This is a genomic window from Streptomyces sp. NPDC029152 (assembly GCF_055564355.1).
Window position 1 is genome coordinate 12604 of the sequence record NZ_JBVHWR010000033.1, and the last position, 22140, is coordinate 34743.

At 68.3% G+C, this 22140-nt stretch carries 19 protein-coding genes and 3 pseudogenes; 15 read left to right on the top strand and 7 right to left on the bottom strand.

Annotated elements, in window-relative coordinates; genetic code table 11:
• Window positions 1-12: 12 nt before the first annotated feature.
• Complete coding sequence (locus ACZ4V6_RS34780; RefSeq protein WP_467835003.1) at window positions 13-849, bottom strand: DNA glycosylase AlkZ-like family protein; 837 nt, start codon at window positions 847-849, stop codon at window positions 13-15.
• Between the two features lie 26 nt (window positions 850-875).
• Complete coding sequence (locus ACZ4V6_RS34785) at window positions 876-1610, bottom strand: alpha/beta fold hydrolase (RefSeq protein ID WP_467835006.1); 735 nt, start codon at window positions 1608-1610, stop codon at window positions 876-878.
• A gap of 80 nt (window positions 1611-1690) precedes the next feature.
• Between ACZ4V6_RS34785 and ACZ4V6_RS34790 the strand changes: the two genes are divergently transcribed.
• The 4 genes from ACZ4V6_RS34790 to ACZ4V6_RS34805 all read left to right on the top strand — a co-directional run bounded on the left by ACZ4V6_RS34790 (window position 1691) and on the right by ACZ4V6_RS34805 (window position 4873).
• Window positions 1691-2665, top strand: a complete 975-nt coding sequence (locus ACZ4V6_RS34790; protein WP_467835009.1) for a helix-turn-helix transcriptional regulator — start codon at window positions 1691-1693, stop codon at window positions 2663-2665.
• A 119-nt stretch (window positions 2666-2784) separates the two neighbouring features.
• Window positions 2785-4215: a hypothetical protein gene (locus ACZ4V6_RS34795; protein WP_467835011.1), complete on the top strand. Its 1431-nt coding sequence runs from the start codon at window positions 2785-2787 to the stop codon at window positions 4213-4215.
• A 32-nt stretch (window positions 4216-4247) separates the two neighbouring features.
• Window positions 4248-4502, top strand: coding sequence for a hypothetical protein (locus ACZ4V6_RS34800; protein ID WP_467835012.1), 255 nt, complete (start codon window positions 4248-4250; stop codon window positions 4500-4502).
• Window positions 4499-4873: a PIN domain-containing protein gene (locus ACZ4V6_RS34805; RefSeq protein ID WP_467835013.1), complete on the top strand. Its 375-nt coding sequence runs from the start codon at window positions 4499-4501 to the stop codon at window positions 4871-4873. The genes ACZ4V6_RS34800 and ACZ4V6_RS34805 overlap by 4 nt, the downstream gene beginning before the upstream one ends.
• Window positions 4874-5068: 195 nt before the next feature.
• On the opposite strand, the pseudogene ACZ4V6_RS34810 reads toward ACZ4V6_RS34805, so the two are convergent.
• Window positions 5069-5713 (bottom strand): annotated as a pseudogene (locus ACZ4V6_RS34810) (transcriptional regulator); the annotation flags it as partial.
• On the opposite strand from ACZ4V6_RS34810, the pseudogene ACZ4V6_RS34815 reads away from it, so the two are divergent.
• Window positions 5714-7483, top strand: a pseudogene (locus tag ACZ4V6_RS34815) (Tn3 family transposase); the annotation flags it as partial.
• Window positions 7484-7506: 23 nt separating this feature from the next.
• Here the strand turns inward: ACZ4V6_RS34815 and ACZ4V6_RS34820 are convergent.
• Window positions 7507-7947: a winged helix-turn-helix transcriptional regulator gene (locus tag ACZ4V6_RS34820; RefSeq protein WP_467835015.1), complete on the bottom strand. Its 441-nt coding sequence runs from the start codon at window positions 7945-7947 to the stop codon at window positions 7507-7509.
• Window positions 7948-8028: 81 nt separating this feature from the next.
• On the opposite strand from ACZ4V6_RS34820, the gene ACZ4V6_RS34825 reads away from it, so the two are divergent.
• Window positions 8029-9498: an MFS transporter gene (locus ACZ4V6_RS34825; RefSeq protein WP_467835017.1), complete on the top strand. Its 1470-nt coding sequence runs from the start codon at window positions 8029-8031 to the stop codon at window positions 9496-9498.
• Window positions 9499-9530: 32 nt separating this feature from the next.
• Here ACZ4V6_RS34825 and ACZ4V6_RS34830 read toward each other — a convergent pair whose 3' ends face one another.
• On the bottom strand, window positions 9531-10505 hold the full coding sequence (locus tag ACZ4V6_RS34830; RefSeq protein ID WP_467835019.1) for a tyrosine-type recombinase/integrase: 975 nt from the start codon (window positions 10503-10505) through the stop codon (window positions 9531-9533).
• Between the two features lie 226 nt (window positions 10506-10731).
• On the opposite strand from ACZ4V6_RS34830, the gene ACZ4V6_RS34835 reads away from it, so the two are divergent.
• The 3 genes from ACZ4V6_RS34835 to ACZ4V6_RS34845 all read left to right on the top strand — a co-directional run bounded on the left by ACZ4V6_RS34835 (window position 10732) and on the right by ACZ4V6_RS34845 (window position 12033).
• Window positions 10732-11007, top strand: coding sequence for a glycine-rich domain-containing protein (locus ACZ4V6_RS34835; RefSeq protein ID WP_467835041.1), 276 nt, complete (start codon window positions 10732-10734; stop codon window positions 11005-11007).
• Window positions 11008-11165: 158 nt separating this feature from the next.
• Window positions 11166-11876, top strand: coding sequence for a class I SAM-dependent methyltransferase (locus ACZ4V6_RS34840; RefSeq protein WP_467835021.1), 711 nt, complete (start codon window positions 11166-11168; stop codon window positions 11874-11876).
• A 22-nt stretch (window positions 11877-11898) separates the two neighbouring features.
• A complete protein-coding gene (locus tag ACZ4V6_RS34845; RefSeq protein ID WP_467835044.1) occupies window positions 11899-12033 on the top strand; it encodes a DUF2399 domain-containing protein in 135 nt (44 codons plus the stop codon).
• 230 nt (window positions 12034-12263) lie between these two features.
• Here ACZ4V6_RS34845 and ACZ4V6_RS34850 read toward each other — a convergent pair.
• A pseudogene (locus tag ACZ4V6_RS34850) lies at window positions 12264-12830 on the bottom strand (sigma factor-like helix-turn-helix DNA-binding protein); the annotation flags it as partial.
• Window positions 12831-13732: 902 nt separating this feature from the next.
• Here ACZ4V6_RS34850 and ACZ4V6_RS34855 point away from each other — a divergent pair.
• From ACZ4V6_RS34855 to ACZ4V6_RS34865, 3 genes are all read left to right on the top strand, one after another.
• Complete coding sequence (locus ACZ4V6_RS34855) at window positions 13733-14749, top strand: bifunctional DNA primase/polymerase (protein ID WP_467835023.1); 1017 nt, start codon at window positions 13733-13735, stop codon at window positions 14747-14749.
• Window positions 14746-16281 (top strand): DNA primase family protein, encoded by a 1536-nt coding sequence (locus tag ACZ4V6_RS34860; RefSeq protein WP_467835025.1) that lies wholly within the window; start codon window positions 14746-14748, stop codon window positions 16279-16281. The genes ACZ4V6_RS34855 and ACZ4V6_RS34860 overlap by 4 nt, the downstream gene beginning before the upstream one ends.
• A gap of 178 nt (window positions 16282-16459) precedes the next feature.
• Window positions 16460-16843 carry a DUF6009 family protein gene (locus tag ACZ4V6_RS34865; protein WP_467835027.1) on the top strand — a complete coding sequence of 128 codons (384 nt, stop codon included), beginning with the start codon at window positions 16460-16462 and terminating at the stop codon, window positions 16841-16843.
• A gap of 523 nt (window positions 16844-17366) precedes the next feature.
• Here ACZ4V6_RS34865 and lipB read toward each other — a convergent pair.
• Complete coding sequence (gene lipB, locus ACZ4V6_RS34870) at window positions 17367-18056, bottom strand: lipoyl(octanoyl) transferase LipB (RefSeq protein ID WP_467835030.1); 690 nt, start codon at window positions 18054-18056, stop codon at window positions 17367-17369.
• A 437-nt stretch (window positions 18057-18493) separates the two neighbouring features.
• Here lipB and ACZ4V6_RS34875 point away from each other — a divergent pair, with 437 nt between their 5' ends.
• The 3 genes from ACZ4V6_RS34875 to ACZ4V6_RS34885 form a co-directional block, all read left to right on the top strand.
• On the top strand, window positions 18494-19090 hold the full coding sequence (locus ACZ4V6_RS34875) for a GntR family transcriptional regulator (protein WP_467835032.1): 597 nt from the start codon (window positions 18494-18496) through the stop codon (window positions 19088-19090).
• A 280-nt stretch (window positions 19091-19370) separates the two neighbouring features.
• Entirely contained in the window at window positions 19371-22022 is a 2652-nt protein-coding gene (gene aceE / locus ACZ4V6_RS34880) for a pyruvate dehydrogenase (acetyl-transferring), homodimeric type (protein WP_467835035.1), read from the top strand.
• 6 nt (window positions 22023-22028) lie between these two features.
• Window positions 22029-22140, top strand: a 112-nt coding sequence (locus tag ACZ4V6_RS34885; RefSeq protein ID WP_467835045.1) for a biotin/lipoyl-containing protein, incomplete at its 3' end; no start/stop codon positions are given.

Here is a 22140-nt window from a genome sequence, read left to right on the forward strand (position 1 = left end):
TGCGGTAGCCGATCAGATAGTTGTCGTAGGCGGCAGCATGCGAACGTCCGGGGGATCAGACGAGCGTGGGAGTTCTTTCACCCGCCCGGCGAGCATGTTCAACGCGCCGTGCTCGGTGATCGCGCCCGATTCCGCCAGCATTTCCAGGCCCTGCGGGCCCAGGTGACCGACAGCCTGGACCAGGCGGCGAAGTCCTCCAAGGTGGCGAGGGCATGCGCGGCCAGGTAACGGCGGGCCAGCTCGGCGAGGGCAGCGTCGCCCTCCCACCGGAAGCGCCCGCTGGGAGGCAGCCAGTCGTTGAGCAGTACATACGTTGCCCTCACCGGCGCGCTGCGGGCCGTGACAGAGGAGGCCGGTGAGTGCCGCGTGGCGGATCAGGTAGAAAGGCGCCTGCCCGTCCGGCGGAATACCGAGGGTGGTAAGGCGCTCGGTCAGATCGGCCCGGGTGAGTGGGCCGTGCGCGGCAAGAGCGCGCCGGATGAGATGGCCGGCGCGCTGGCGCAGATCATCGCCCAGGCTCAGCTGCTGGTAGCGGCGGTTTGTTGCGGCAAGGATCCGCGGGGACAGCAACTGCAACACCCAGCGGGCGTCGTCGCTGGGGATGGTGTGCAGGGTGCCGCGCATGTACCAGTTGCGGACGATGCTCCGCTCTTTCTCGTACGCCGTGCGGAGGGCCTGGGCGGTGATGTCCCGGCCGCGTACCCGGATGCCCAGATCGGCGGCTGTGGCGTCCTGGGCCTGGATGGCGAAGACCCGTCGGACGACCGCCTCGGCAGAGGCCTCGCATACTCCGCCGGCCAGGGCCTGAGCACGGGCCCGCAGCCTGCGGATGCTCTCGTGGTCAGGCATCGGGCTGTGCCTCTCGGCCAGCGCGGTCAGGAGACGGCCTTGTCGAGGATGTCGGCGAGTTCTGCGGGCGCGGACAGCATCGGCCAGTGCCCGGTGGGCAGGTCGAAGCGCCGCCACGGCGGCTGGTTCAGGCAGGCCAGCATCGGCACCCCAGCATCCAGCAGCCCCGTGAAGTCATGGCACGCGATCAGGACACGGTCCACACCGGGACCGGGTTCGGCCGGGTCGACGAGGCGCTGGGTGTAGGTGCCGAACGGCTGAGGGGTGGCACGCGTGCGCAGAACGTTCTGCCGGTCCTCATCGAGCCCGTCGAGGCTGCTGGACAAGCCCAAGACTTCAAACGGCGGTATCGGTAGCCGCCACCCGTCGCCGGAAGCGTCGACCTGCTGGCGCAGCTGATCCGCTGCCTGCGGTGGCATGAGGTCGAGCATGCACATGCCTGCGGCGAATGGGGCGCTGTCCACGTAGATCACGCGTTCCAGCCGGTCGCCGAGACGTCCGGCTGCCCCGGTTACCGGGGCAGCAGCGTAGCTGTGGGCGACCAGCGTGACGTCGCGCAGATCATGCTCTTCGGCGAATCCCGTGATGTCCGCGATGTGCGTGTCCAGGTTCGTCTGGGGGCCGCCCTTGTCGGCGTGTTCGGCTAGGCCGGTCAGTGTCAGCGGCAGCGCGGTGTGGCCGCGCTCCTGGAGAGCGCGGGCGGTGTCTTCCCAGGCCCATGCCCCGAGCCAGGCGCCGGGAACGAGTACGAAGGTGGCCATGTGGTCTCCCTGAAGTGAGGTGCTGCGGGGAGCGTAAAGTCGATACAGGACAGAATCCGCCCTGAAATGCTGAGTGACCCATGTCGCATCCCCTGACCCGTGTGCTGACCCTGCTGGAACTCCTCCAGTCCAACGCCCGGCTCACCGGGGCGGAGCTGGCCGACCGGCTGGACACCGACGTGCGCACGGTGCGCCGGTACACCGCGCACCTGCGGGAACTGGGCATCCCCGTGGAGGCCGAACGCGGCCGCTACGGCGGCTACCGGCTGGCCCGCGGCTACCGCATGCCACCTCTGGTCCTCACCAATGACGAGGCCCTCGCCGTCGTTCTTGGCCTGCTCGCAGCAGAACGTCTGGGCATGGGCACCGCGGCACCGGCCAGTGCCGGTGCCCTGGCCAAGATCGAGCGGGTGCTCCCGCACGCCCTGCGCGAACCGCTCGCCGCCATGCGGGAGACCCTGTCCTTCACCGCCAACGCCGTAATTGGGCAGGCACCCGGAACCGGCGTCCTGCTAGCACTGGCCCAGGCCTCCCGCGCCCACACGACCGTCGCCATCAGCCACCAGTCCTGGCGCCAGGAACACACCGAACGCGACATCGACCCCTACGGCGTGGTCTTCCACACCGGCCGCTGGTACGTCGTCGGCCACGACCACCTCCGCGACAGCCTGCGCACCTTCCGCATCGACCGCATCACCTCCGTCACCCCCCGAGCCCACAGCTTCACCGCACCCGACGGCTTCAACCCCGTCGCCCACCTGACCTCGACCCTCGCCCAGGGGCCCTACCGCTGGCAGGTCGAGGTGACGATCCATGGCCCCCTCGATGAGATCGCTCGCCGGCTGCCCCGCTCAGCGGTGACCCTCACCGCCCAGCCCACCGGCGTTCTCATGCACGCACGGGCAGAACGGCTGGACGGCATGGCCCACATGCTCGCCTCCCTGGAGTGGCCCTTCACCATCCACCATCCCGACGAACTACGGCAGGCGCTCAAGAATCTGGCCGCCCAGCTCACCGCAGCCGCCCAGCGGAGACCGGAAGAACTACCGCAGTAAATGCCGGATTTACTGCGACAGAGCCCCTGCCGTGATCACCGCGACCTGTGGCGGACCAATCCAGCCGCCGGGGCGAGGTGTACGCATTTACTGCGGCAGTACCGGAAGGGCGGGACGGCGTGACGATCGAACCGGTGACCGAACTCGGGAGTGGGGGCGCACTTCGATTGCCGCGCGCTCGGGTCGTACCTCTGTCCGCCTCGCCCGCGTCGTACACAGCGGCGGTCGAGCGGTACCTCACCGGCGCCGGGATCGCGAAGTCCTCCGCGCGGATCTACCGGATCTCACTGACGACATGGGGGTGGATGCTCACGGGAGAACCGGCGCCGACCGAGCCCGCCCGCCGGGGCGCGAAGCCGCCCCTCTTCCCCGTCACCGCGATCGACAACCCCGCGCTGCCCGAGGTCCTGGCCGAACTGGCGGCGGCACGGGCGGACGAGATGGACGCCGACACCGTCAACCGCGAACTGTCCATCGCACGCAAGGCGATCGGCTGGTGGCAGCGCCAAGGCTGGATCGAGTGCGATCCGACGATCGGCATCGAGCGACGGCCGGCACCGCCCGACCGCACCAAGACCCTTGCGGAGAACCAGATCGCCGCCCTGTGGCGCCTCGACGTCGCACTGCGGGAGAAGACGCAGTGGAAGATGCTCTACGAGTCCGCCGCACGCGCCGACGAGGTGCTGTGCCTCAACGTGGAAGACCTCTACCCGCAGGACAAGCGCGGCAGGATCACCGCCAAGGTCGGGGCGATCGAGTGGATTCACTGGCAGTCCGGCACCGCCCAGCTCCTGCCCCGCCTCATCGCCCGCCGCACCCGCGGCCCGCTGTTCCTCACCGACCGCAAGGCGCCGGCCGGAACACCGACGCTCGATGTGTGTCCGGAGACCGGCCGGGCCCGGCTCTCCTACCGCCGCGCTGAGGAGATCTTCGAGGAGAACACGCGGCTGCTGGCCAACCCCCTCGCCTCACCCGACGACATCGAGGATCTGGACGGCTGGACGCTTCACCGGCTATGTCACAGTGCTCTAACCCACGACGCGGAAGACGGCACCTCCCCCCCCGATGCTGCTGGCCCGCTCCCGCCACGCCTCCGTTCGCTCCCTGGAGCGATACGCACGGCCCGGCGTCGACTCGGTCGCTCGGCACGTCGCCGAACGCGACCCCGCTGCACATCGCCGCATGTAGATCCGAGCGGATCAGAGCTTCAAGATCATCCCGTTGCCCTTTTGGCGCGCATCTCGGTCATACCCCTTGCTCAGATGCACGGCGTTCTGCTGGCACATGATCGGGGCAGAGGCTTCGGCCCGAAGTCCTCGTTCACGGCCGTGGCCCGCCAGATGCTGTCCTCGGTGACCGCGGCGATCATGTCCTGGGCGAGCCGTTTGAAGAACCCCTGGGTGCCGCCGTCTCGGCTCCGACCTTCCACGGATGGCAGTAGACACCGCCCAGGACGGGGAGCATGCCCAGCGAACCCAGCAGCGAGGACTCCTGCACCTTCATGGCCTCGGCGGAGGCGCCTGCAGTTCGTTCTTCGTGGCACTCAATGACGACAGAATTCTACCAGCGGTAGAATCGACGTATGAGCAAACCGACGAGCATCAAGACCAGCGAGGAAGTACGCAACCGGCTGCGTATCCTCGCCGAGGAGCGCGGCACCACCATCACTGAGCTGCTGGAAGAGCTCGCTACCCGCGAGCTGACGCAAGCTGAGCGAGAGCAACGCGCTGCCGAGGCTGCCCGCGAGCTCGGCATCGAGTACAACGAGCAGGTCCAGCAGGTCGGCCAGGACGCCTGGGCGAAGATCAGCGCCCATCAGGGTGGCGCCGCCGCATGAATCTGACGGCTGTCCTGGACCACACCGCCCTGACTGCCCTGTACCGTGCGGATCCCTTCTTCACCGGTCTCTACATCGAAGCTTCCCGTGGCACCGGCCGTGTCATCGTCCCGTCGCTGTCCGTCCTCGCCGCAGAACAACAGGTCACAGGCGCAGGCAAGCATGCGGCATCGTTGCGGTTCGCGGAGAAGGTCCCGTTCACCACGGCGCACGCTGTGGATGCGATGGGATGGAAGGACGTGGACTGGCCGGTGGCTCACGCGGCCGCGATCGCGTGGAACGCGGTCAAGACAGGAACGCCAATCACGGTCCTGTCTCTGGAACCTGAGCTGTACGCGAGCACCGGTATTACACCGCTGAATCCCATCTGACCCGCATCGGCGCCCCTGCTGGTTCAACACCCGTCAAGCAGCTGCCGCCGGACGTGTTCGCCTGGGAGACCACCAAGCACCCGCAGTGCCGTTCGGGCCTGCCACAAGACAATCAGCACGCGATGCCGCCGGTCCGCGATGCGCTCCTCGATGACGCGCGGCGCATAGGGCGTTGGTCCGTCCCGGTCGTGGTAGTCAGCCGGCCGACACCACGGCGGCGTGCAGCTCGCGCACGCCCGTGGTGCGCGGGTGCCGTTCGGCCAGCTCGCTGACGATGCTCCGGATCGCGGGCCGGTCCCGGACTTCCCCAGGGCTGGCCCGGTGAGCGTCCAGGAGCGCGCGGGCGGTCTGCTCGGGCCGGTTCCACGCCCACCAGGCCCGCACCATGTCCGTGCCCAGCCTCGCCTTACGCTCGGCGGTCGGGAACTGATCGGCCCGCAGGTCCTTCCCCGTCTCCAGCGCGGCACCGGCGTCGCCGAGCGCCCAGTGCACCCCGACCGCGTACAGGTCGACGGCTGCCGGGCTGACGGGGAACAGACGGCCCGGCGGGGGCGACCCGGGCAGTCGGCGGGCGGAGCGACGTGCCTCCTCGACCATCGCCAGCGCCTCGGCTCGCTGTCCGCCCCGCCCGGCCGTGTACGCCAGCGTGCACAGCATCTGCGCGTACGCGGCCGCCGCAGCGTCCGTGCGCAGGTCGGTCGCCTCCACATCGGCGGCTGCCGACGCCATGAGGCTCCGGGCCTCGCCTTGGCGGTCCAGGTGGCGCAGCACGATCGCCAGCTCCCGGGCAGCAGCGGCTGCCGCGAGGGGAGACCCGGACACCTCGGCCCACGTGCGGGCCAGGGCCTGCCGGTCCTGAAGGCGTTGAAGTCGCTGCCGGACCTGATGGGACGCAAGAAGGTCGGCCCCGCCGAGATCGACACCGGCCTGCTCACCGGGTCGTGGCGGCGCCTGGTGCTGTCCGCGCCGCACCTGGAGCCGGGCACGGTCGACTGGAAGGCCCACGCGTTCTGCGTGCTGGAGCAGCTGCACCGGATGCTGCGGAGCAAGCAGGTGTTCGCGAAGAACTCCTCCAAGTGGGGCGACCCCCGCGCGAAGCTGCTGGACGGAGACGCGTGGGAGCAGGCCAAGCCCACTGTGCTCGCCTCACTCAACCTGCCGGCCGAGGCCGGGGAGCACCTAGCGGCGCGGGCCGCGCTGCTGGACGGGACCTACCGCGAGGTGGCCGGGCGGGTGCCGGAGAACTCCCAGATCGTGTTCGACGACGACGGCCGCCTGCACTTCGCCGCCCTGGAACCCGAGCCCGAACCCGCCTCCCTGCGTGACCTGCGGGAGGCGGTGGAGGCGATGCTGCCCCGCGTCGACCTGCCGGAGGCGCTGCTGGAGGTGTTCTCGTGGACCGGCGCCGACCAGGCGTTCACCTCGGTCACCGGCGGCGAGGCCCGGCTGAAGGACCTGCACGTCACGATCGCCGCGCTCCTGGTCGCGCACAGCTGCAACGTCGGCTACACCCCGGTCATCGGAGCCGCGGACGCGCTGAAGTACGGGCGGCTGTCCCACGTCGACCAGACCTACCTCCGGCTGGCGACGTACCGGGCCGCGAACGCCACACTGATCGACCACCAGGCAGCCATCCCGCTCGCGCAAGTCTGGGGCGGCGGCCTGGTCGCCTCCGTGGACGGCATGCGGTTCGTCGTCCCCGTGCCGTCGGTGTACGCGCGGCCGAACCCGAAGTACTTCGGGCGCCGGGGCGGGGCGACCTGGCTGAACATGATCAACGACCAGGCGGCGGGGCTGGGCGGGAAGGTGGTGGCCGGCACCCCGCGCGACTCGCTGTACGTGCTGGACGTCCTCTACGACCGCGACGGCGGCAAGCGCCCGGAGATGATCGTCACCGACACCGCCTCATACAGCGACATTGTCTTCGGCCTGCTCACCCTGGCGGGGTTCGCGTACGCGCCGCAGCTGGCAGACCTGCCGGATCAGAAGATGTGGCGCATCGACCGCGCCGCCGACTACGGAGCCTTCCAGGACGCGGCCCGCGGCCGGATCGACCTCGCCAGGATCGAACGTCACTGGGAGGACGTCCTGCGGATCATCGGCTCCATCCACACCGGCGCCGTGCGCGCGTACGACGTGATCCGGATGCTGTCCCGCGACGGCCGCCCCACCCCGCTCGGCGACGCGATCGCCCACTACGGGCGGATCTCCAAGACACTGCACATCCTGCGCCTGGCCGACGAGCCCAGCTACCGGCGGCAGATCAAGAGCCAGGCCAGCCTCCAGGAGGGCCGCCACTCCCTCGCCCGGAAGATCTTCCACGGGAAGCAGGGCCAGCTCTACCAGCGCTACCAGGACGGCATGGAGGACCAGATCGGCGCCCTGGGCCTGGTCCTCAACGCCCTGGTGCTGTTCAACACCCGGTACATGGACGCCGCGGTGAACCAGCTCCGCGCGGACGGCTTCGACGTCCGGGACGAGGACGTGGCCCGCCTCTCGCCGTTCGTGCGGCAGCACATCAACATGCTCGGCCGGTACTCCTTCCAGCTCCCCGACCTGCCCGGCGGGATGCGGCCGCTGCGCGGCCCGGACACCGCCGAGGAGGAGTGACCGCACCCTGGCTCCATGCGGACTCAGGCAGTGGTGCCCGTCACCACTCCGGTTGTGGGTGGGACTGACCCTGCCTGCGGCGCCGCCGCTGCCGTGGCGTCGTAGGCGGCTCGGGCCTGAGCGATCGCGCCGCGGTGCCGCTCCGCCCACTCCACGAAGCCGGTTAGGTAGGAGTACAGCTCTCGCGCCATGGAAGTGAGGCTGTACTCGACCTTCGGCGGCACGGTGGGGTGAACGGTCCGTGTCAGCAGACCGTCGCGTTCAAGCCTGCGCAAGTTCAAGGTGAGCATCCGTCGGCTGATGCCTTCGATGGAGCGTTCCAGCTCAGTGAATCTGATGGGGCCACGTGCGGCGGCGACCAGGATGCTGATGCTCCACTTGCCCGCCACATGGTCGATTACCTCGACGAGTGGACACGCCTCGGCGGTGACCTCCTCGGACACATGCGTGTGACTGCGGGACATAAAAGTGCCTCCTTCCCCGACAGGTCATGGTTACAGAAGATGACTGCTGTAACAAATAGTTCCCCAAAGGGAGGTTCGAACATGCCCCTGCCTGCCACAAGGGCGAGTGCGTCACCGTGGCTGACCGTCGTCCTGCTCTGTGTCGGCCAGATGATGATCGTCTTGGACCAGAACATCGTGAACGTGGCGCTGCCCGCTGTGCAGAGTGGTCTCGGGCTCTCCTCCGAGAACCTCGTCTGGGTGGTCAACGCCTACGTCATCCCGTTCGGCGGGCTCCTGCTGCTGGCCGGACGGCTCGGTGACCTCATCGGGCGGAAGGCCGTGTTCCTCACGGGCATCGCGCTTTTCAGCGCCTCCTCCGTGCTGTGCGGCGTCGCGACCAGCGAGACTTTGTTGATTGCGTCTCGCTTCCTCCAGGGGATCGGTGGAGCGATCGCCTCCGCCTGCATCCTCGGCATGGTCGCGACCGTGTTCTCCGATCGTCGCAAGCAGGCCCAGGCCATCGCTGCCTACAGTTTCGCCTCCGCGGGCGGCGGCGCGGTCGGACCACTGCTCGGCGGCGTCCTCACCGATCTGCTCAGCTGGCACTGGATCTTCTTCATCAACGCACCGATCGGTGCCACCCTCGTTCTCGTCGGCATGCGAGCGCTCCCGGGGGACCGCGGCGAGGGTATGGGCAAGGGCACCGACTTCCTAGGAGCCTTGCTGGTCACAAGCGGAATGATGCTCTTGGTGTACACCATCGTGGACGCTGAGCGGGTCGGCTGGGGAGCAGCCCAGACCCTACTGCTCGGCCCCCTGGCCCTGCTGCTGCTGATCGGGTTCGTCGTCCGCCAGGCCGCAGCCGCGAGGCCACTGCTGCCGCTGGGTCTTTTCCGCTCAAGGAGCCTGGCTGCGGCCAACATCGTCCAGTTCCTGATGATCGCTGGCATGTTCGGTCTGTTGTTCTTCGGCACGCTCTACCTACAGCGCGTGCTGACGTACAGCTCGCTCCAGGCGGGTATCGGCTTCGTGCCCATCGCCGTGGTGATCGCCGTGGTGTCCCTCGGCCTTTCGACCCGACTCATCACCAGGTACGGCCAGCGCGCGATGCTCCTGCTGGGGCTCGCCCTCATCGTCGGGGCGTTCGTCATGCTGTCGTTCGCCCGCGTCAACGGCGTCTATCTGGTGGACTTTCTCCCAGCCAGCCTCGTCATGGGGGTCGGCTTCGGCCTCGCCGCGCCGGCCATCATGGGGCTCGGCATGACTGCCGTTTCGTCGGCCGAGTCCGGCATCGCCTCCGGACTGTTCAACACCACTCAGCAGATCGGGGGCGCAATCGGCCTGACCGTGCTGAGCGCCTTCGTCAGCGCGCGCAGGAACAGCCTCATGGCCGCGGGGAAGCCGGAGGCGGAATCGCTGGTCGACGGATACCACGTGGCCTTCCTGGCCTCCGCCGGATTCACACTGACCGCCTTGATCATTGGCGTCGGCCTGCTCAAGGCCACGCCGTCCGCAGGCGTGAAGCAACAGACCATGGTGTCTTCCGAACAGGGCGCCTCGGCCTCCTGACCAGCAGAGGTCACCCCGGCCCCTGGCCCCTTTCAACGTCTGCTGTTGCCCGGAGCAAGCAGGCTGGTGAGCTCGGCGATCGCCTCCGGGGACGGCTTGAAGTAGCGGCGGACGTTCTCCGGCTTCTTGTGCCTCGACTTCGCCATGAGCATCAGCAGCGAGGTGCCCTGCTCGCCGAGGTGGGTCAGGGCGGAATGGCGGTACTCATACAGGTCCCAGCCGGTCCCGGGCCCGCGCAGGGCGGTGTGCTCGTCCAGCAGAGCGCGGGCCTGGCCATAGGAGAGGCGGGCCAGGCCGGTGTCCGGGCACACGTCGCGTGGGCGGACGACCTTGCCCGGCCCGGGGTGGCGGTGGGTGACGAACACCGGCCCCTGGACGCGGCCCTTGAGCAGGCGGGGCAGCAGGCGGGCGGTGCCGGCGTCCCAGTAGACGGTCTCCAGCACGAAGTCCTCCCGCGCCTGCCCTCGGCGGCGGGACTTGGCGCGGGCGCCCTTGGCCTTCACCTGCGCGCGGCGGCCCGCCAGGTCCAGGTCCTCGATGTTCAGCCCCAGGACCTTCTCCGCCCGGGCGGCGGTCTCGTAGAGCATCCGGTAGAGGGTCTTCTCCCGCAGGTGGACCTCGCGACGGGCGATCAGCCGGTCGATGGCGATCTTCGAGCGGGCCGGGGTCTGCGAATCCGGCACCGCCAGCCGCTTCGCCCAGCCCGGCACCGCCGGGGCGTCGTGGCCGCGCTCGCGGCACCAAGCGAGCCAGGACAGCACCGCCGCCCGGCGGGCGTTCCAGGTGTTGACCGCCGCGCTGCCCCACAGCAGCTCCAGCGCCTCGCCGATCTCGTTGTCCGCCACGCCCGCCAGCGGTCGGCCCTCGCCGAGCCGCTCGGCGGTCTTGCCCACCCCGAACCCGTAGTTCCGGACCGTGTTCGGGTTGCCCAGCGAGTCGAGGAAGGCGTCGGCCGCCGCCCGGACCGTGAGGGCGTTGATGGCCGGCAACCGCACGATGGTGGGCACCGCTTCCCCCTTGCCACAGATAACAGGGCCGCTTCACGTAGCGGCCGGAGAACGTCATCGCAGGTGACGAACCAAGCTCCCGCAGATAATAGGGCGTTATCCGTGGAACGGCTTCACATGGGTCCGGCCGCCTACACCCCGTCAGCCGCCCACCAGGGCCGACAGAGGCTTAACGCCGGTTTTCGTGCCATCTTCCTCAACCCCCGACTACCCCTACGACTCGATCATGGCGGCCCGGGTCCTCGACCAGGGCTACGCCTACCTGCTGACCGCGATGCGGCACCGAGGCGAAGGCCTCGGGCTCGCCCCGAGCACGCTCGTCGACATCGGCGTCCACACCATCATTCTCGACACCGTGGCGTACTTCGAGCTGTGCAAACGCTTCAACGACGGGCACTTCCTCCACCACGTCCCCGAGGTCGAGTTCAAGGACGACGGCTCAGTGCTGCGGACGGCGGGCCTGATCGCCGCCGACGGCTGGGAGGTCGACCTGCCGCTGTAGGCGGACGCCGCCAAGTGCGGCCCCTGCCACCCGGGCAACGACTCGCACTGACCCCGCACGGTGCTTCTGGGGTCCCTGCCGTCCGGCAGGGACCCCAGAAGCACACCCTTGAGTGAGATTCCGCCGAACCGACCCGCTGGCCAACGGTGCCCGCCAGGATGGGCGGGGTGACCCTCCCCACCACAGACCTCTGGCATCACTACGGCCGCACCCGGCACGCCACCGACCGCACCGTGCCTGACCGCTTCTTCTGGAGCTGGGGCCAGGACAGCGGACCCGGAGCCGAAGCCCTCGGCGACATCACCGGGCGCTGTATCGGCGACCTCGGCGCAGGTGCCGCCCGTCACGCCGCGCACCTGGCCGTCCACCACCAGCCCGCCCGCGTCATCGCCGTCGACGCCTCGCCCGCCCAGCACGGCACGGCCCAAGACCTGTACGGCCACCTCGCCTCGCGGCTGCTCCTGGTCCACTCCGACGTGCCACAGCACCTGAATGCCATGGCCGGCACCTACGACGTGCTCTACAGCGTCTTCGGCGCCGTCGATTTCGCAGAGCCGCGCGAACTGCTGTCGGCTGCGGTCGCCGCGCTGCGGCCCGGCGGGCGACTGGTGTTCTCCACTCTCGCCCACCACCTCGGCGGCGAGCCCGCCCACGCCGACGTGCAGCACACCGAAATCGGCGCAAAGACCCCGGACGGCAAGCCGGCCACCATGCGCCGCTGGGTGCTCCAAGAGCAGGTGTGGACGAAGCTCCTTGACGAGGTTGGATTCACCCGTATCAGCGCCGAAGTGCTATCCGGCGGATCGGGCCCACGCGCCGCCGGCACACTCCTGGTGACAGCATTCCGCACGGGCCAGCTCTCCGTGTGATACGTCCCGGCTGCCTACTCGGCTGCCGCTCGGCGGCCAGTTCGTCAGCGTGGCCTGGGATCCGCATCTCGCCCCTGCCATGACCACCCTCGGCGTCGCGCTCCATAAGGAGGTCATCCTCGACCTTCTGGTGGGCGACCTACCAGGTAGGGCGTAGAACGCTCCGGAACGTGGGGCAGATACTCGGGTGCGAACCAGACCCTGGGAGTCATCCGAAAGCCGACCTGCTCCTCGAACCCTGCCCAGGCCGCGCAAGACCGACCGGGACCACGGCCTTGATCCGCGAACGCCATCATCACTGAGGTTTTCCAAGAACTGGGTTCACCGTCTCTGCGGACCAGGTGCGGACCGCTTCGAGTGTGAGGGGCCTTCGTCGGTGGGGGGGCACACCGGGTCCGGCAGGTCCATAAGCGCGAGTTCGTCCGGATCGGCCACAGCGGTGATCCCGGTGATGAGGCCGTCGGCGACGGTGAAGACGAGGAGGGAGAGCGGGGTGCCGTCCTCGCTCCAAGAGATGACGCCGGGGCGGCAGTCGACGCTTGCCGCGTGTCCTCGTGCCGCGCTGCCAGCCACTCGCGCGCGGGTGGCGACTTCTTCGGTAGCTCCGAGGGTGACGAACGTGCCGTTCGGGGTGCGGATGGTGAACTCCGCTTCGGGGTGGAGAACCTGCAACAGCTGTTCGAACCGGCCGTCGCGGGCCGCGGCCAGGAAGGCTCGGACCACCTCGCGTTGCTGTCGTGCGGCGCTTGCCGGCTGCTGGGCGGCCTGTACCTTCCTGCGGGCGCGGCTGGCGAGCATCTTGGTCGCGTCGGCGGATCTGCCGAGAATGGTGCCGATCTCCGCGAAGGGCACGGCGAACACGTCGTGCAGCACGAACGCCAGTCGTTCGTCGGGGCGCAACGAGTCGAGGACCGTGAGGAGCACGAGGCCGACGGAGTCCCCGATCGCCGCGAGTGGTCTTCCTCGCCCGCGCGATCACCGTCGCCATGGACTACGGTCCGGCCGCAGGACTCGACCTGGTCAAGACATAGGGGCCGACAACCGTATGTCCCGCCACCTGCTGCTCGTCACTCGCGCCCACCGCCTGGAACCCCATGTGTGACGCGCCATGGCAACACAGGGGTGGACCGGCGCTGCCCGCTTGAGGCCGTCCGCCACCTGATCGTCAGCAGAAGCTTGGTCTGTAGGGACTCAGTCCCTACAGGCGGACCGTGCTGTTTTTGCAGGTCAGGGCAGCTGAAGCTACCAATCCAGGGACTGAAGGGACTCAACCCCTCTATATATGAGACGACTGAGCGCATGCGATGTTCGCGCGCCCGCGCGCAGGAGAAGAACAGCATGAGCAGTTGATAATGAGGAACTTCGGTCCCTACAGTCCCTCAAGTTAAAGACCTGAGTCACTGACCTGCACTTTTACCGCAGGGACCGAACTTTGAGTGGGACCCTGCCGGACGAGGGACCGTCCCTGCCTCTGGGCGGGACCATCCCCCTAGCCCCGGCAGCAGGAGCGTGAGCGGTGAATTCCGTGATTCAGTCCCTTCAGACCCTCCAGATGCCTGCATTTCGGGCATCTGGGGTGCTTCCCTGCGCCCAGGGGAGGGGCCAAGGGACTCAAGGGACCGAAGACCCGATACTGCGGCACGCCGTGGAAGCTGCCCACCGAGACTTCGTCGAGGTCCTACACTCTGTTTCGAAGTAGAGTCCCTTGGGTCCCTGAAGCTGTATCACTCAGCGGATGACCTGTGCTTTTACGCAGGGACTGAAGGCCGACGACGAGACGGTGAGAAGGACATCCAGTGCCGCGCCCCGGCGAGCTTGACGCCCCTGTGCTCCGCAGGCCAGTACAGCCCCACGCCGTGGCCCGCTGGTGCGCCGAGCAGGGCTGGCCCGTCCACCCCCTGGCGCCGGGCCGCAAGACGCCGGCGGCGAACTGCCCCGCATGCAGGGACCAAAGCCATTCCCCGACAGCCTGCCCCTGCCTGCCCGCCGGCAGACCCTGCCATGGCTTCCACGCCGCCACCACCGACCTCGAGCACATCAACACCTGGTGGAACACCCGACCCGCCCCCGGAGTGGGAATCGCCTGCGGCCCGGCCAACCTGGTCGTCATCGACGTCGACGCCCACCCCGCCCCCGTCCCAGACCGGGACCGTCTCCTGCCAGGCATCACGATCCCCGAAGCCGTCAACCTCACCGGACTCGCCTCCGGGTTCGACACGCTCGCGCTGCTCGCCGCCTACCGCCAGCAGCCCGACCCGACCCAAGACGAGGAAACCCTACGCGTGCGCACCCCCTCAAGCGGCCTGCACATCTGGTACTCCTACCCCCACCAGAAGCAGCGTCTGAGGTGTTCCACCGGCTCCAGCACCAAGACCGCACTCGCCTGGCAGGTCGACGTCCGAGCACACGGCGGATACATCGTCGCCCCCGGCACCCGCACCACGGACGGCTCCTACCAGGCACTGGGTAAAACCCGGCTGCCTGCCCCCCTGCCAGCCTGGCTCGAGACCGAGCTGATCCGCACCGGCCACGTCATCGAACCCCCAGCCCCCCTACCGCCGAAGACCATCCGACGCACCCGCCCCGGCCGCGGCAAAACGGCCCATCGGATCCTGGAGCCCCTGATCGAGGCGGTGTCAGCCTGCGCGGCGGCCCCCGAAGGCACCGGGTTCACCGAAAAACTGAACCGGGCCGCCTACACCGCTGGAGGACTGACCGCTGCCGGCCGTCTCGATGAGGCCACCACACGCGAGCAACTCCTCCACGCCGCTGACACCGCCCGCCCCGCGCAGCACGCCCGCAACGCCAGAATCATCGACAGCGGCCTTGCAGCAGGGGCCACCCGCCCGTTCCACCCCGAAGGACGTCCATGAGCAGCGCCGGCACACCGCCTTTTGACGCACAGGCCGCCGCTCAGCAGATGCTCGACCTCGAAACGGTCTCCCAGAACAACCGGCTGCTCCCCGCGCAGACCCACTCCGATCCAGCTGCCCCCGCGCCCCCGGCCACCACGGACGCCGGCCTGCTGCCGCTGGACCTGTCCGACCGCGGCAACGCCCGGCTGTTCATCCGGCTCTACCGCGACCAATTCCGTCATGCCGAAGGCCTGGGCTGGTTCGTGTGGGACGGCTACCGGTGGAAGCGCACCGGCGGTGAGAAAGCAGCCCTATGGGCTGCCGGAGAGATGGCCGAGAGCCTCGCCACCACCGACCCCGACGGCTTCTACAGCAACCGCGAACTCGTCCACCACCGCCGCAGGACCCTGTCCACCAGTGGCATGCAGGCCATGCTCAAGCAGGCCAAAGCCTCGCCTGACCTCTCCGTCGAGCCGGACGTCCTTGACGGAGACCCCTACGCCCTGTGCACCCCAGCCGGCGTCGTGGACCTCAAAACCGGCCAGCTGCGCAAGCCCGACCCCCTGCGCGACTTCCACTCTCGCGCCACCACCGTCGCCCCCCAGCCGATGGACACCCCCCGCTGGGACCGCTTCCTGGCCGACACCTTCGGCGATGACGCCGAAGGCCGGGAAATGATCGGCTTCCTGCACCTTCTCCTCGGCTACTCCATCACCGGCGACGTCGGCGCCCAGGTGCTGCCTTTCCTGCACGGAGAGGGCAAGAACGGCAAGAGCGTCCTGCTCGACACCATGATCCAGATCCTCGGTGACTACGCCGACGCGGCCCCGCCCGGCTTCCTGATGGACCGCGGCTCCTACAACGAGCACTCCACCGAACTGACCGAGCTGCACGGCCGCCGACTGGTGGTGTGCAGCGAACTGAAACCCAACGACAAGTTCGACGAGGCCCGCGTCCGTCTCCTCACCGGCGGCGACAAGATCAAAGCCCGCCGGATGCGACAGGACTACTTCTCCTTCAGCCCCACCCACCACCTGTGGCTGCTGGGCAACCACAGGCCCGAGGTCTCCACCGGCGGCTTCGCCTTCTGGCGCCGCATCCGCCTGATCCCCTTCACCCGCACCGTCCCCGCCGAACGGCGCATCGACAACCTCGCCTTCGAACTCGTCCGCGACGAAGGCCCAGGCATCCTGCAGTGGCTCATCGAAGGCGCCCGACGCTACCTGACCACCCGCGACCCCCTCGAAGGCCCCGACCGCGTCCGGATGGCGACCACCGCCTACGCCACCACCGAGGACCACATCGGCCGCTTCCTCACCGAATGCTGCACCCGCAACCCTGACGCGGCCGCAGACCTCCGCGTCGAGCAGGGCCTGCTGTACAACGAGTACACCAGCTGGTGCCACTCCGGCGAAGGCATCCGCCCCGCCACCGCCCGCGCATTTGCCACCCGCGTCCGCCAGGACCTCGGCCTCAACTCACCCTCCGACATGATCAAATCCAACGGCCGCAAGTACTACCCCGGCCTCGCCCTGGTGAGTGACGCGTGACCCACCACCGCTACAGGCCCTGCCCGCCAGTCGGAGCCCGAACTACTATGAAACGCCAGCCCCACCCAACGGGGCCGGCACCCCGCTCCACTGCCACGCGGCGCAGCGAGCACCACACCACACAGGCACAACAGGCCCCCCGCGCAGCGGGCCGGCCGGTGAAGGAGGGGCTGCAGCCATGAGCTCGCTGTTGGACGCAAGCGAGATCACCCATGAGCAGGAGGTGGTGTGGCTGGAAGACCCTTCGCAGCTCGACTACGTCCGCCAGGCCGTCGACAAGACCAAACGCCGCGGCACCAAGCCCCCCTACGCCCGCGACGGACGCATGGTCGGTTACGCCGTCCTCGATGACGAAGCCGAAGCCGACCCCGACAGCGGGCTGTACCGCAGGCGCGTCTTCTTCCTCCTCCCGCACGACCGCGATAGCCAGCCCCAAGGCCCCTACGCAGTCGGAGCACCGGGAGAAGCAGTAGACCCCCGCACCGTCGCACCCAAAAGCCCCGGCGCCAAGACCGATCGCTCCCAGGGGCGCTCTCAGGCCATAGCGTCGACTGCGTCATAGATGGAAATGCCCGGGCCGCCGCCTTTGTGGCAGTGGCCCGGACCGCTACATGCACAAACATACGGAAGAGCGTCGTCGCCCCGGCGGTTGTCCGCTGGCGAAGGCGCGGGTAGCGGCCGTCACCTTCTGGTACTGCTCCTTGGTCCCCTTCAGCCTGTCCCTCGGACGGGCGAGGCTTGTGCTCTGGGGCGATCTCGGAGTGAGGCAGGCCAGCTTACCCTTGGGGCGCTTGTTGGCCTTTCTGATGTCGTCCTCGGTGGGAAGAGTTTTTATCTTCGGCGTGGAGCCGGGGGGATGGCTGTGGTGGAGATCCGCGGTCCGACCGGGTCTGCAACCGTGGTGACGCTGTCGGTGCTGCGGGCACCGTTATGGGCGAAGGCTTTGGCGAGTGGTGCCGTAGCCATGAGGGCGGCAAGGACCGGCAGCGTGCACAAGCACACGAAACCTCACTTCCTCGAGTTCAGGTTCGATGAGAGGGCGTTAGGGGGCGCATCATGGCGAGGAGTAATGAGACCTTCGCCGTTCAGGTGAGCTCATGTTCGTTCAGCCGTGGTGCCAGGCGTGAGGTGACCGCTTGGGCCACTGCGTCGCGGACCTCTTCTTCTGTCGGACTCGTCATGCCACGTTCAGCGGCGAGTTCGGCCAGGGAGGTCATGCGCACGCCGGGCAGGGCGCAGGCGGTGAAGGTGGTGTAGACGCTCAGATCGGGTGCGACGTTGAGGGCAAAGCCATGGCTGGAGATGCTCCCGCTGATGTGCATGCCGATCGAGGCGAGCTTGCGGTGGTCAGGGGTCCATACTCCCACGAGGCTGTTGGCCCCCGCCGGTGTCTCCCGGCGGATTGCCGGGAACCCCAGTGTGTCCAGAGCATCGATCAGCGCCTGCTCGACACGGCGGACCAGGCCGCGGGGGCCGAGCTGCCGGACGTTGAGCACAAGGTAGCCGATGAGCTGGCCGGGGCCGTGGTAGGTAGCATGCCCGCCGCGGGCGGTCTGCACCAGACTGATCGGCGATTCCGGGCCTGGCAGTTGTCCCTTCGGGGTCCGGGCCGTATAGGTGATCACCTGCGGGTGGGTGAGCAGGAAGAGTCTGTTCGCCGCGAGGCCCTGCTTGCACTCCTCCACCCAGTGAGCCATGTCCGCCTGTGCTGTCTCGTAAGGTACTTCGCCCAGGTCAACACGCTCCAATCGTCGGCCCTCCTCAGGCGCATCCACTGTGCAGGCTCCTTTCTTGGGGCGGAGCCCCCGGCCTCGCCGGGGGCTCGCCGGCGTAGGGCCGAGGTAATGCTCGGCTCATACTTCTCACCCGGGTGTGGCCGAATGGCCGGCGTGTGAGGCCTGTTCGGTGACAGGCTCTGCGGCCGTTCGGCGAGGCAGGGGAGAGGGGGCGCGCTGCGGCGCCGGTGAGAAATCGACAGTTCGCGAAGCCGGGCCCACACCCGGAGCATTCATGCGTGGCAAGCAGAGTTTGCCGCTGATGCGGTTCGTCGTGTGGAGTACCGTAGCGAATGATCGATCATTGCTCAAACGTTGCAGCAGAGGAGAGCCGGGCCGTGCCGCTTCCCGCAGATCACCCAGATCCCACGACCCCCCTGTCACCAGGAGCTGAGAGAGCGGCCGCCTCGTTGGAGCGGGCCCCTCTACACGAGCACGTGAGGACCTTCGTCCTCGAAGGCCTCGTGGCCGGCCGCTGGGAGCCCGGGGACCGCATCGTAGAGCGCCGGATCGCACTGGAACTGGGCATCAGTCAGGCACCGGTACGTGAAGCTCTGCGCGAGCTGGAAGCCATGGCCCTGGTGACGTCCACTCCCAACAAGGGCGTACGTGTCCAGGAATTGAGCCTGGACCAGCTCAGCGACGTGTACTTGGTGCGCGCCGCCCTGGAGCGCCGCGCTGTCATGCTGGCGGCTCCCCGGCTGGCCGGGAATGTCAGCATCCTGGAGCGGCATCTGCTTGCGATGCGCCGTGCGGCCGCCGAGGGGGATGTCGATAGTCAGGCCTTGCACGGAGTGGCCTTCCATCGGGCCATCGTCCGCTCGTGCGGAAATCCTGTCCTGATCCGGCACTGGGACTGGTTGGGCGTGGAGGCGTGGACGCGCCTCTCCCTGCGCTGGCTGCGTACCGAACTGCACGACAACGCGGAGGACCATGAGGAGATCGTGGAAGGTCTGCGGCGCGGTGACCCTCATCTGGGCCGTCTGATGGAACTCCACGTCATGGAGTACGCACGTGAGCCGAGGAGCGGTTGACACCTGGTCCTCAGGGCACCGTGCCCGGGCGCCGCGGGGGAGACCAGGGTGCAGCCTCCGCACGCCATTTGATCGATCATTGAAAATTACCGTCGAGTAGCGATTGACCGTACAACCTGTCGGCGCGTAGCTTCTGCAATGAGAAATCGATCTTCCGCTATATGGAAGCTTGGTGTCGTGAGGGGTTCGACGACCATCAGCCAGCCGGTTTCACCCACACAACCGGCCGCCAAGAGGCCCACCCGGTTCCGGTCGGCCTGCGTCACAGAAGGGCGATCCCATGTCTCCGATCCACCAGCTGGACCAGCTGCCCGAGCCCGATCCGCAGGAGGTGGCCGAATGGCTCGCCTCCGTCGACGGCGCGATCGACGCCGTCGGACCGCAGCGCACTTGGCGGCTGCTGCAACGAGTCGTCGATCACGCGCGCCGGGCGGGAGTACCACTACCGCCGCAGTCCGTGACTCCGTACGTCAACACCATCCCGACCGCTGCCGAACCCGCCTACCCCGGCGACGAGACGATGGAAGCACGGATCACGGCGTGGAACCGGTGGAACGCCGCCGCCATGGTCACCCGTGGCAATGAGCGCGGTGGTCTGGGCGGGCACATGGCCACGTATGCGTCGGCCGCATGGCTCTATGAGGTCGGCTTCCAGCACTTCTTCAAAGGAAAGGACGCCGACGGCAGCGGAGATCAACTCTACATCCAGGGCCATGCATCACCTGGCATCTACGCCCGCGCCTTCCTCGAAGGCCGCCTGAGCGAGGCCGAACTGGACCGCTTCCGGATGGAGGCCGGCGGCGGCCTGCCGTCCTACCCACACCCTCGGCGACTGCCCTGGCTGTGGGAGTTCCCGACCGTGTCCATGGGACTCGGTCCGCTCTCGGCGATCTACCAGGCACGCTTCAACCGCTATCTGCACCACCGCGGGATCAAGGACACCAGCCACAGCCACGTCTGGGCCTTCCTCGGCGACGGCGAAATGGACGAACCCGAATCCACAGCCGCCCTCGCCCTCGCCGCCCGCGAGGAACTCGACAACCTCACATTCGTCATCAACTGCAATCTGCAACGCCTCGACGGCCCGGTGCGCGGCAACTTCAAAATCATGCAGGAACTGGAGGCACAATTCCGCGCAGCCGGCTGGAACGTCGTCAAGGTCCCCTGGGGCATGGAATGGGACGGCCTTCTGGCCACCGACTCCGACGGGCTGCTCCTCAACGCCCTCGACACCCTGCCCGACGGTCAGCTACAGACCTTCGCCGCCCGCGACGGCGCATACATCCGTAAGCGTCTTTTCACCGGCGCGCTGGCCGACCTCGCCCGCCCCTACAGCGACGAGGACCTCGCCCGGATCGTCGGCACCTCACGCGGCGGACACGAACCCCGCAAGGTCCACGCCGCCTACCGGGCGGCACTCGACCACCACGGCGCCCCGACCGTCGTCCTCATCCAGACCGTCAAAGGCTGGACACTCGGCCCCGGCTTCGAGTCCCGCAACGCCAATCACCAGATGAAGAAGCTGTCCGGCAAGGAGTTCCGCGCGATGCGTGACCTCCTCGACCTGCCCATACCCGACGCCCAACTAGGCGAGGGAATGGTGCCTTACGCGCATCCGGGGGCCGACTCCGAGGAAGTCGCCTACCTTCAGGAGCGACGTCGTGCGCTCGGCGGCCCTGCGCCGGCCCGCCGTGTCGTCTCCCGCCCGCTCCCCGCCCCCACCGACAAGCCGTTCGCCGCGCTCGCCAAGGGGTCAGGCACGCAGGAGATCGCCACCACCATGGCTTTCGTCCGCCTGGTCAAGGACCTGATGCGAGAGAAGGAAACCGGTAAGCGCTGGGTTCCCATCGTCCCCGACGAGGCCCGCACCTTCGGTATGGAGTCACTGTTCCCGTCCGCCGGGATCTACTCTCCCAAGGGCCAGACGTACGAGCCCGTTGACCGCGACCAACTCCTCTACTACAAGGAATCCACCAACGGTCAGATCCTCAACGAAGGCATCACGGAGGCCGGCTCCCTCGCTTCCTTCACCGCCGCCGCGACTTCGTACGCAACACACGGCGAGCCGATGATCCCCTTCTACATCTTCTACTCGATGTTCGGCTGGCAGCGCACGGCAGACCAATTCTGGGCACTCGCCGACCAGCTGGGCCGCGGATTCGTCATCGGTGCCACGGCGGGACGCACCACCATGACCGGCGAAGGCCTCCAGCACGCCGACGGCCACTCCCATCTCATCGCCTCCACCAACCCCGCATGCCTTCCCTACGACCCGGCCTTCGCCTACGAGGTCGGCGTGATCATCCGCGAAGGACTGCGCCGCATGCACGGCGAGACCCCCGAGGACGTCTTCTACTACCTCACCGTCTACAACGAGACCAAGATCCAACCGCCGATGCCGCAGGCCGAGGGGACCGAGGAAGGCATCCTGCGCGGCCTGTACTGTTACCGGCCTGCCGACAACCCCGGCGCGAACACCCCCCGCCTGCAACTGCTCGCCTCCGGCACCGCAATCCACTGGATCCTCAAGGCCCAGGAACTGCTCGCCACCGACTGGAACGTTGCCGCCGACGTATGGTCGGCCCCCTCCTGGACACTCCTGCGCCGCGACGCCATGGAAGCCGAAGCCCAAGGACGCACCCCGTACGTCACCGAAGCACTGGCCGACGCGCCGGGACCGGTCATCGCCGTGTCCGACTGGATGCGCGCCGTACCGGACCAGATCGCCCCCTGGGTGCCGCAGCAGTGGACCTCAATGGGCACCGACGGCTTCGGCCTCTCCGACAACCGGACCAACGCACGCCGCCACTTCGGTGTCGACGCCGAGTCCATCGTCGTACACACGCTGCGCACACTCGCCGCCCGAGGCGACGTGAAGCCGAACGTGCCCGACACCGCCGCCCAGAGCTACGGCCTGACCGGAAAGGAGTGAACTGCTGTGGCCATCTCTGTAACCCTGCCCGCGCTCGGCGAGTCCGTCACCGAGGGCACCGTCACCCGCTGGCTGAAGTCGGTCGGCGACAGCGTCGAGGCCGACGAGCCGCTGCTCG